This window comes from Pseudomonas sp. JV241A (assembly GCF_900275665.1).
Taxonomy (GTDB): Bacteria; Pseudomonadota; Gammaproteobacteria; order Pseudomonadales; family Pseudomonadaceae; genus Aquipseudomonas; species Aquipseudomonas wadenswilerensis.
In genome coordinates this window covers 23,424-34,156 of sequence record NZ_OPYO01000005.1, presented here as the reverse complement: position 1 = coordinate 34,156, position 10,733 = coordinate 23,424, and the positions used below count along the sequence as shown (strand labels likewise).

General features: G+C 59.8%; 7 protein-coding genes. 1 reads left to right on the top strand and 6 read right to left on the bottom strand.

What is annotated here, in order from left to right; translation table 11 throughout:
• On the top strand, positions 1 to 2,616 hold a 2,616-nt coding region (locus tag JV241A_RS02275), incomplete at its 5' end, for a DUF5801 repeats-in-toxin domain-containing protein (RefSeq protein ID WP_240047822.1).
• Positions 2,617 to 2,770: 154 nt separating this feature from the next.
• Here JV241A_RS02275 and JV241A_RS02270 read toward each other — a convergent pair.
• The 6 genes from JV241A_RS02270 to JV241A_RS02245 form a co-directional block, all read right to left on the bottom strand.
• The gene (locus JV241A_RS02270) at positions 2,771 to 3,487 is read right to left on the bottom strand and encodes a response regulator transcription factor (protein ID WP_134061287.1); all 717 of its coding nucleotides are present in this window, start codon (positions 3,485 to 3,487) and stop codon (positions 2,771 to 2,773) included.
• Between the two features lie 488 nt (positions 3,488 to 3,975).
• Positions 3,976 to 5,328, bottom strand: coding sequence for a TolC family outer membrane protein (locus tag JV241A_RS02265; RefSeq protein ID WP_233674757.1), 1,353 nt, complete (start codon positions 5,326 to 5,328; stop codon positions 3,976 to 3,978).
• 38 nt (positions 5,329 to 5,366) lie between these two features.
• A complete protein-coding gene (locus JV241A_RS02260; RefSeq protein WP_115085075.1) occupies positions 5,367 to 6,680 on the bottom strand; it encodes an HlyD family type I secretion periplasmic adaptor subunit in 1,314 nt (437 codons plus the stop codon).
• Positions 6,661 to 8,451, bottom strand: a complete 1,791-nt coding sequence (locus tag JV241A_RS02255; protein WP_134061286.1) for a type I secretion system permease/ATPase — start codon at positions 8,449 to 8,451, stop codon at positions 6,661 to 6,663. Before JV241A_RS02255 ends, JV241A_RS02260 begins: the two co-directional genes overlap by 20 nt.
• A gap of 239 nt (positions 8,452 to 8,690) precedes the next feature.
• Positions 8,691 to 9,206, bottom strand: a complete 516-nt coding sequence (locus JV241A_RS02250; protein WP_115085073.1) for a single-stranded DNA-binding protein — start codon at positions 9,204 to 9,206, stop codon at positions 8,691 to 8,693.
• Positions 9,207 to 9,215: 9 nt separating this feature from the next.
• Entirely contained in the window at positions 9,216 to 10,610 is a 1,395-nt protein-coding gene (locus JV241A_RS02245; RefSeq protein ID WP_115085072.1) for an MFS transporter, read from the bottom strand.
• Positions 10,611 to 10,733: the final 123 nt, after the last annotated feature.

Genomic DNA, 10,733 nt, shown 5'->3' with positions numbered 1-10,733 from the left:
GCGCTGGGCGTGGTAGCCGGGGCCTCCGGGCTGACCGACACGGCAACTAATGAGGCGGTGAATCTGTCGCTCAACAGCGGCGTGGTCGAAGGCCGTACGGCCACGACCAACCAACTGTACTCCTCCGACAGCGTTGCCGCCCACGTTGACGTCACCCTCGATCAGCTTCGCGCCGTTGTGCATTCCGACACCAACAATCCGGATGATTCCACCAGCCTGACCGCCGACAACCTGGTGACCCTGACGGCAACCAAAACCGACAGGGATGGCGACAGCGTCCAGGCCACCCTCAACATCGGGCAGAACCTGGTGTTCAAGGACGACGGCCCGAGCATCAGCACCACCGGCACCGAGCCAACGCTGACGGTGGACGAAACTGTGCTGGCGACCAACGCCACGCAGAGCTTCGCCGCCAACTTCACCTCGGCGTTTGGCGCCGATGGCGCCGGCACGTTGACCTATGCACTGGGCGTGGTGGCAGGGGCTTCCGGGCTGACCGACACGGCCACTAATGAGGCGGTGAACCTGTCGCTCAACAGCGGCGTGGTCGAAGGCCGTACGGCGACGACCAACCAACTGGTGTTCACCGTCAGCGTTGCCGCCAACGGTGACGTCACCCTCGATCAGCTTCGCGCTGTGGTGCATTCCGACACCACCAATCCGGATGATTCCACCAGCCTGACCGCCGACAACCTGGTGACCCTGACGGCAACCAAAACCGACAGGGACGGCGACAGCGTCCAGGCCACCCTCAACATCGGGCAAAACCTGGTGTTCAAGGATGACGGCCCGAGCATCAGCACCACCGGCACCGAGCCAACGCTGACGGTGGACGAAACCATGCTGGCAACCAACGCCACGCAGAACTTCGCCGCCAACTTCACCTCGGCGTTTGGCGCCGATGGCGCCGGCACGTTGACCTATGCACTGGGCGTGGTAGTCGGGGCCTCCGGGCTGACCGACTCCGCTACCGGTGAGGCGGTGAATCTATCGCTCAACGGCGGCGTGGTGGAAGGTCGCACGGCCACGACCAATCACCTGGTGTTCACCGTCAGCGTTGCCACCAACGGTGACGTCACCCTCGACCAACTGCGCGCCGTGATCCATCCCGACACGACCAATCCGGATGACTCCACCAGCCTTGCCTCAGACAACCTGGTCACCCTGACCGCAACCAAGACCGACAGGGACGGCGACAGCGTCCAGGCCACCCTCAATATCGGGCAGAACCTGGTTATCAAGGACGACGGCCCGGCACTCGCCTTTGGCAACCTGATCGGGACCGGTAGTGTCCTTGCGCAATACGGCTTCTGGAGCATGGCCGCCGGCGCTGATGGACTGGGGACGGCGGGTCTGGACATCTCGTTGGTCAATGGCCAGTTCACCCTTGTCAGGCCAGACAACACGACCACGACCGGGACCGGCACGCTCACCGAACTGGTGCCCTCGCCGGACGTCAATGGTGCGTACCAGTTCGCCGGGACGTTGACCGGCGACTTCGACAACAACGCAGCAACGGCGAACACCACCGTCGACTACACGCTGACCGCCTATGCCAATGGCAGCTATGCACTGGATCTGGTGCAAGGTTTTGCTTCGACGATCGTGCTCAGCAGTGCCGACGGCTCGCTCGGTGCCGGCGGCCCGGACCCCGTGCGCACCTTGTTGATTCCGGCGCAGGATCCGCCGACTATTCCTTCGCCATCTGAGGAGATTGTGTTCTTCGGTGTTAACGCGACCACTAGCGCAAGCGATATATTTTCTGCCATCACCCCGGGAGCGTCCGACCTCACCGAAGCACAGATAGAGGCTGGCGGGTTTGCATTCATCGGCAGCGCGAACATGAACGTCAGCACGTCCGGCATTGGCATTACCAACAACAATCTGGATGGAAACGGGACGGCAGGCATCAATGCCGGTGACGAGAGCTTCGTCATCAATCCCGAGACCCTGTTGACGGGCATGAAGATTTTCATCGACAACTCGGTCCAGGGGTACAACCCGGCAACGGAGGAGCTGTACTACACGATCTTCTACGATGACGGCACGACGTCAGGTTCGCCGACGAAAGTTCTTGCCGCCGATCTGACCTCGGAGGATGGAGGACAGACGTCCTTCGTCATCGAAAGATCGGACTCGAAGCTCATTGACGCGGTCCAGCTCACCATGGGCCTGGGCGTGATCAAAATACCGGTGATCCAGTTCATCCAGGAGAGCGAGAGCCTGGCCAGCGATATCAAGCTGGCGTTCAATGCGACACTGACAGACAAGGACGGGGACACGGCGACCAGTGCATTCGACGCCAACCTGTTCGCCAACGACTCGGCCGAGGCAGAATTCGACTTCACCCTGGTCGGCACGGGCGGTGAGCGGGATGCCTTCAACATCGATCTGTCAGTCGCCGAGAACCAGTACCAGGTCATCGGCTTCGATGCGGGCCTCAGCCTGCGCGACACGCTGGTGCTCAACGGCGACCAGAGCGCCGTAGTCCAATCGATCAACAACAGTGGGGCAGACAGCATCGTGACGGTTGCCGAGTCTGGCGGACAGACAACGACCATCACCTTGGTCGGAGTCGATCTTCTCAATAGCGACATTGTGTTTGGCGGCGCCTGAGGCAGCGCAAGCGTGAAAGGATGCGAGGGTGGCGTGACAACCACCCTCGCATTGCTTGTGAAACTACGACAACGTTCTCGCCATCAACCAGGGACCTCGGGGGTGACCTGGCCCCCCCGAAGATCGCTCAGAGCGTGTTGTTTTGACATGAAGCTCAATCCCGCTCCCCCCGAATAGACTCGGGCGGTTCTTCGTTGTTGATGAGCCCGTGTTTCAGTGCATACATCAGCAAATCGATGCGATTGATCAGATCAAGCTTTTGATAGATGTTGCTGAGGTGATTGTGCACGGTGTGCTCGCTGATCCCCAGGCGCCCGGCGATGCTCACGTATTTGGCGGACGGGTCCCCCACGATGGCGCGAATCAGTTCCCTCTCGCGCAACGTCAGCCGCGCCTGTTTCGCCCGTTCCAGATTGCATCTCAAGGGGGTATGCACGCTCGCGGCATAGCCGGAAAGCCCACCGACCCAGGCCCTGTCCAGCCCACTGTTGTGATGATGGGCCTTGATGATGGCCTGGATAATCGATTCCGTCGGGTCTTCCGCCAACACGATGCCGCGTGCGCCCGCTTCTATCGCCTGGACAAAGGGGACGGCTTCGTACAGGCCTTTGAGCACCAGCACTTTCGTTTCAGCGCTGCGAGCCAACCCCGCGACGACCTCCAGCGGGTTCAGCGCATCCGGAAAGAAACTGAAAAGAATGACATTGGGATGCAACTGATCGGCAAGATCCAGCGCATTGGTATAGGTGATGGCCTCACCGCTCACCTCCATCCGCGGCTTCCTGGCATTGATCAAGTCATGAAGCCCCTTGAGAACCAGGGGACGACAATCGACCAACATCACACGTATCGGCTTTCTGTGGTTAGGCATGATGTTCCTGCCTCCCATGAAAAACGATCTATGACCTGCATCCGTTGATCGTTCTGAGTCAACGACCCTGGGAGCACTTTTACCTGTGGCATCGAAAAGGGTTGCAGACGTTTTCCATCGCTGGAAGACGCCACCGAGACAATACAAATACAAATAACTATCAATAGCTTACGCACGATTCTGTGCTCCCTAGAGCCCTCTACTGAGTCTAGGTCAGCACAACGCGCCGCCTGTACAGCCACCCACCAGCCATTGACTCGAACCTTAGGCGAGTAGCCGGGTTGATGTTTCTGGGAGTTGGCCCTAGTCCTCGGAAATCAAGGTCTTAGGCGGGCCACAGGCGACCTGCAAGCAGCGTTTGACAGCGAGCAGAATCGTCAATTAACAGACGAATGGTGTGTAGTTACATGCCCTAAAAATGCACCTGTCAATTTCTCGTCCAAACCGCTTGGCGATTCATCCGCTGGAATGGCCAGGCACGCTTTCTACTAATAATCGGATCCAACGCCCGCTGCTTGGGACGGGCTGCCGGGGCTCAACCAGTTGTTCACACTGCCTACACTTTCGGCTGGTGGTTTTCCCGCCCAACGGTTGAGGGTAAACACATTGCTGAGGAACTCGTATTGCGTCTTGAGCAGGTCACGCCTGGCGCGGAATTCGTTGCGTACACTGGCCAGAACATCGACGGCATTGACCATTCCATAGGTCAACGCTTTCTCTGCCGCCACCCTGGAAAGTTTTGCCGAGTCCAGGGCCAGACGATTTGCGTCGATTTTCTCGCCGTTCGAATTGGCAGTCAGGTAAGCGCTGGTGATCTCCTTGACCACCCGGCGCCGGATCGCTTCCAGCTCCTGCTCGGCGGCCAACTGATCCTGGTAAAGCCCACGGACTCGCGCCGAAGTCGAGCCGCCGCTGTACAGCGGCACCTGAACGCCGACGCCAGCAACATAGCTGTCAGTTCGCGGCGCCAGGGAGTTGTTGTAGCCCTCGTTGGTTTCTTGTGCACTCAGGTTCAGGCTCACGGTCGGATAGTGCCCACCCTTGCCACTGCGCAACGCTGCACCCGCTGCTTCGACCCCACTTTCGCTGGCCTTGAGGGCCGGGTTTAGCGCTATACCCTCGCGGACCCAGTTTTCCAGACTCTGCGCCGAAACCCGTAGTTGTGCGTCATCGCGAATGCGGTTGAGCTTCTCTTTGACCGGCCGGCCGACGATCTCCGCCAGCGCCTCACGACTGATTCTGGCCTGGTTGCGGGCATCCACTTCCTGCGCCGCAAGTAAATCCACCCGGGCCTTGAGGTCGAGCTGATCCGTCACCAACGCCAGCTGCTTTTCGTACAACGCATTGACTCGATCCAGGCTCTTTTGCGTAGTTCGGCGTTCCGCCCGCACCAACTCCAGCTCATCCTCGGCTGCTAACGCCGTGAAGTAACGCCGCGCCAATTCCACAGCGGCCTCGGCCTGGACATCCAGCGCTTGCGACTCCGACTGCCTGGCCAGGCTTTTGAATTTTTGGTAGTTCTCCCACGCGGCTTTGTTATAGAGATACTGACGCAGTACCAGGCTATAGCTTTCGCTATCGTAACTCTGCTGTACCAGGTCGTTTTCCTGGTGAATACGGTTCGATCCGGCATTGAGTGACAATTGCGGCAACAGCGCTCCCATGGCCTCGCGCTGATGTTCCTTGCCCGCCTGCGCTTGCGCAAAAGAGGCCAATACCTGCGGGTCCTCCAGGCGCGCTTCGCGATACAACTGCATGAGATCGGTGGAGAACGTAGAGGCGCTGACCCCGGCTGGCGCTTGTGCAGCGGGTTGCCCCAGGGCAGCCGCCACGGCAAGCATGCACACTCCCCCCAGAAGAACCGACGACATGCCCACGGTCATTCCTCGATCATTGATTGAGACATGACATCGCGGGCCGGCTGCATCAAGTACTGCAACAGCGTACGTTGCCCGGTGATGATCAACACGTCCGCCGGCATCCCCGGCAACAATTTGCGCTCACCCAAGGTGCGCGCGCCCTTTTCGGTTACCCGGACCCGCGCCAGGTAATAGGCTGCCCCGGTCTTTTCATTGGTAAGCCGGTCAGCCGACACGCTGCTGACCTCACCTTCGATCACCGGGGTTGTCGAACTCTTGAACGCACCGAAACGGATATCGGCGCGCTTGCCGATGGCAATGCGATCAATATCCACTGGCGCCACCTGGGCCTCGATGACCAGTTCGGAAACCGATGGAACGATGTCCAGCAACGGCGTCGCTGGCCGCACTACCCCACCAATGGTGTGCACTGTCATGCCAATCACCATGCCCGCATCGGGCGCACGGATGACGATATGGTTGAGCCGGTCTTCCAGGGCCGAGGTTTTCTCTTGCAGGTCATATATCCGGGTCTGGACCTCAGCCAGTTGCTTGGCAACGTCGGCATTGAAATCCTTGTCGACTTGCAGAATCTGCAACTGCGTTTCGTTGATTTGCAGGCGCGTCCGGTTAATAGCGGAACGGTGATCCGCCACCTCCGACCTGAGCATCCCCAGCTTGCGCTCCTGTTCGAGCAGACGTTGTTTGTCGACGAACCCCTGATGCAGCAGATCGCTCAACTCTTTGATTTCACCACTGTAGGATTTCTCCAGGCCAACCTTGGCAGCAATCATCGACTCCAATCCCTTGATCTGTTGATTCAACTGGCCAATGCGCTCGCGCAGCACCGCTATCTGGCCCAGCCGCGAACCCTGCCGGGCATTGAAAACCTGAGTCTCGCCCTGGCGCGCTTCCTCTCCTCGCAGGCTGGCGAGATCGGCGATCTGCCCAAAGCCAATCACCGGGAGCGTGTCGCGCTCGGCGATAAGCCTTGCCTCCATGGCACTGGCCGCAACCAACTGGCCTCTGGCCATCTCGTACTCGAAGCGTAGCTGGGCATCATCGAGAACGATCAACGGGTCATCACGCTTGACGATGTCCCCGTCATGGGCCAGCACGTCTTTGACAATCCCGCCTTCAAGATGCTGGACCGTTTTGCGATAGGCCTGCACGGTGACCACCCCCGGCGCGTAAGCGGCTCCGTCGAGGGGTGCAATTGCCGCCCAGGTGCCGAACAGGCCAAAAGTAATCCCCACAATGCCAAGGCCCAGGCGGCGGATTTTTCGATCTGCTATGGGCAGGTCGGCGAAGCTTTCAATTTGACGGTTGGGCATCGTAGAGGTCATTGCCATTGCCCTTGCTGGTCTCGACCGGGGCTACGCTGGCACCTGCTGGTGCTGGCATGGCGGGCTTTTGTACCGGCGGTTGCTGCGCGTTGAGTTCGGCCAGCACATGGTCGCGTGGCCCATAGAGACTGATAACCCCGGCTCTCATCACCATGAGCCGGTCAAGTTGCGAGACGATGTTGGTTCGGTGAGTAATTACAAAGAGGGTCGCGCCGGTCTGCTTGAGCTGCTGGATGGCTGCAGCCAGGGCGCGATCGCCGACGTCGTCAAGATTGGAGTTGGGCTCGTCGAGAATAATCAGCCGCGGGTTGCCATACAGGGCGCGAGCCAGGCCGATGCGCTGGCGCTGCCCTCCCGACAGCATGACGCCCTCGCTGCCAATGATGGTGTCGTAGCCATCAGGCAACAGCAAAATCATTTCGTGAACGCCAGCCGTCCTGGCAGCTTGAATGACTTTCGCCGAATCGACCTCGGCGAAACGGGCAATGTTCTCGGCGACGCTGCCTTCGAACAGTTCAATATCCTGAGGCAAATAACCAATATGCGGGCCAAGCTCCTGTTTGTCCCAGGCACTGATGTCCGCGCCATCCAGCCGGACCACGCCCTGCTGGGGCGCCCATACACCCATCAGTGCTCTGGCCAGTGTCGACTTGCCCGAGGCGCTTGGACCGATGATTCCCACCACGCAACCGGCAGGTACGCTGAAACTGATATTTTTGATGATCGGAGTTTTCGAGCCAGGTGCCGCAACAATCAGATTCTCGACCTGCACGTGCCCCTGGGGCGCAGGTAAAGACAGACGCTCGGGTTGCGCTTGTTGTTTGTCGAGGATGTCGTTCAGACGGCTGTACTGCGAGCGCGCGGCAATAAAGCCTTTCCAGCCACCGATGATCAGATCGATTGGGGCCAGTGCACGCCCCAGCAGCACAGCTCCCGCGAACACCATACCTGCGCCCACCTGATGATCCACCGCCAGGTAGGCCCCCAGTCCCAGCACCAGTGATTGCACCAGGAGCCGGAACGACCGGGAAAGCGTGCTGACAAGCGCGGCTCGATCACTGGCCAGGGACTGCAGCAACAGCACGCTCCTCTGCCGACGCCCCCACCGATCCATCAGGGTTTCAAGCATGCCCATGGACTCGATGACCTCGGCGTTGCGCAGGTTCTTGGTGGTGTAGAGCGTCGCGCCGATATGCTCCTTGTTGGCTTGGGCCAGTACCGGTCCGGTCAGCCTCTCATTGATAAATGCGAGCAGTAGCAACAACACCGCGCTGCCCGTCGCGACCCAACCAAACCAGGGGTGAAACGCGAACATCACCGCGATATAGATCGGCAACCAGGGAGCGTCGAAAAAGGCGAACAGACCGTTGCCGGAAAGAAACTGCCTCAAGCCCGTCAAGTCGTTGAGCGACTGCGCCGAAGCATCCATGCCGCCACTTTCCAGAGCCCGCTTGAAACTGGCCTTATAAACCTGACGACTCAACAACACATCCAGCCGGGTACTGACCCGAATCATGATGCGCGAACGAACCCACTCCAGGGAGGCGAGCGTGATCAGCAGCCCAGTCATGATCAGCGTAAGCATGGCCAGGGTCGTCAGGCTTCCGCTAGCCATCACTCGGCCATATACCTGAAGCATATAGAAGGTAGGGACGAGCATTAACGCGTTAATGAAAAAACTAAAAAAACCAACAGAAACAAAGCTATCTCTACAGGTTTTCAACGCGTGTTTCAGACTGTTTTCAGGTGTGCTTCGCATGGAAACCCCTGCTCGAAACCCCCATCCTGCTTGGAGCTTAGATCATGCCAAGGACCGCGTGTAGCAATTGGCCTGATCGTCTCAGGCAAGTCGCCTGCAGCAGGAAAAACCTGGCCTCAATAAGCACCGAGGGGCGTTAGCAGAATTGAGTCAACAGGAAACTTCCCCCCTGAAATGACAAAGCCCCCGCAATGCGGGGGCTTTCAGAAGAAACTTTACGGGAAAGTCTCTACGGCTGGTCAGAACGGAATATCGTCATCAAAGCTGTCGAAGTCCGGAGCCGGCTGCGGTGCGGCCTGCTGTGGTGCTGGACGCTGCTGTTGCGGCGCGGACTGCTGCGGACGCGGAGCCTGCTGGCGTGGCGCCTGGTTGTAGTTGTTGCCGCCTTGCGGGGCGCCGTCCTGATTCTGTGGACGGCCGCCGAGCAGCTGCATGGTGCCCTGCATGTCGACGACAATTTCAGTGGTGTAACGCTTGATGCCGTCTTTTTCCCACTCGCGGGTCTGCAGCTTGCCTTCGATGTAGACTTGCGAACCTTTGCGCAGGTATTCACCGGCGATCTCGGCAACCTTGCCGAACATCGAAACGCGGTGCCATTCGGTGCGCTCGACCTTCTGGCCGGTCTGCTTGTCGGTCCACTGCTCGCTGGTAGCCAGGCTCAGGTTGGTCACGGCGTTACCGTTGGGCAGGTAGCGGACTTCGGGATCCTGGCCGCAGGTACCGACCAGAATGACTTTGTTAACCCCACGGGCCATAACGTTCTCCTAGGCTTCGCACGCGGAGGAAGCCGGGTTTACCAGGCGTTCCAGGGTCGTGCGATCCAAAATTTGTGTATCAAGTTTGATATAGATGGCGGCTTCATCGGCCACCACCACTGCGTCGGTCACACCCGGGACGGCCATCAGCCGCTCGGTCAGCCCCGCTTCCCGTACCGCCTCGGCCGATAACGGCATGCGCAGGCTGGTCACGTACGGCGGTTCACGCATGCTCAGCGCCACGCCCCACCACAGGGCACACAACGCTGCGCAGCCAAGGAACACCGTGCTCAGGCCACCGTGCTGGAACAACCAGCCACCGAGAATTCCTCCCAGCGCGGCGCCAAGGAACTGGCTGGTGGAATACACCCCCATGGCCGTGCCCTTGCCGCCGGCGGGCGACACCTTGCTTACCAGTGAAGGCAAGGATGCCTCCAGCAGGTTGAAGGCGGTGAAGAATATCACGGTGCCGATCACCAGTTCGTGCAAGTTGTCTGCTGACAGCCAGAAGAATAGCTCGGTAAGCATCAACACACTGACCGCGCCCAGCAGGACACGTTTCATCTTGCGCTTTTTTTCGCCGTAGATGATGAACGGGATCATTGCAAAGAATGAAATCAGCAAGGCAATCAGGTACACCCACCAGTGCTCTTCCTTCGGCAGACCACCACGCTCGACGAAGGCCAGCGGCAACGCGATGAAACTGGCCATCAGAATGGCATGCAGCACAAAGATGCCGACGTCCAGGCGCAGCAGGTCCGGGTGGCGCAGGGTCGGCATCAGCGCCTGCTTGGCGACCCCGGATTCGCGATGCTGCAGGGCGCCGTGGGACGGCGGCACCACAAAGGCAATGATCGCAATACCGACCACCGCCATGGCCGCCGTGGCCAGGAACAGCCCGGACAGGCCGAAGGCACGGGTGACCAGCGGGCCGACGACCATGGCCACGGCGAACGACAAGCCGATGCTCATGCCGATCATGGCCATGGCCTTGGTGCGGTGCTGTTCGCGGGTCAGGTCCGAGAGCAAGGCCATGACCGCGGCAGAAATCGCCCCGGCGCCTTGCAGGATGCGTCCGGCGATCACCCCCCAGATCGAGTCGGCCTGGGCCGCCAGCACGCTGCCCAGGGCAAAGATCACCAGCCCCAGATAAATCACCGGGCGGCGGCCGATGCGATCGGAAATCACCCCGAACGGAATCTGCAGGAAGGCCTGGGTCAGACCGTAGGCACCAATGGCCAGGCCGATCAATGCCGGAGTGGCACCGGCCAGGTCCATGCCATAGGTCGCCAGTACCGGCAGGACCATGAACATGCCCAGCATACGGAAGGCGAACACCAGGGCCAGGCCGCCTGCGGCGCGGGTCTCGCTGCCACTCATGCGTTCGCTGTGGGGATCGTGCATGGATAAACCTCGTGTGAACCGGCGGCGATTCTACCAGTCCCATCGCTTAACGGCATATACGCGACGCTTTGCCGCGTAATGGCATGGAGCCGTATACTCAACCGTTTATGCCCGCCGAGCGAG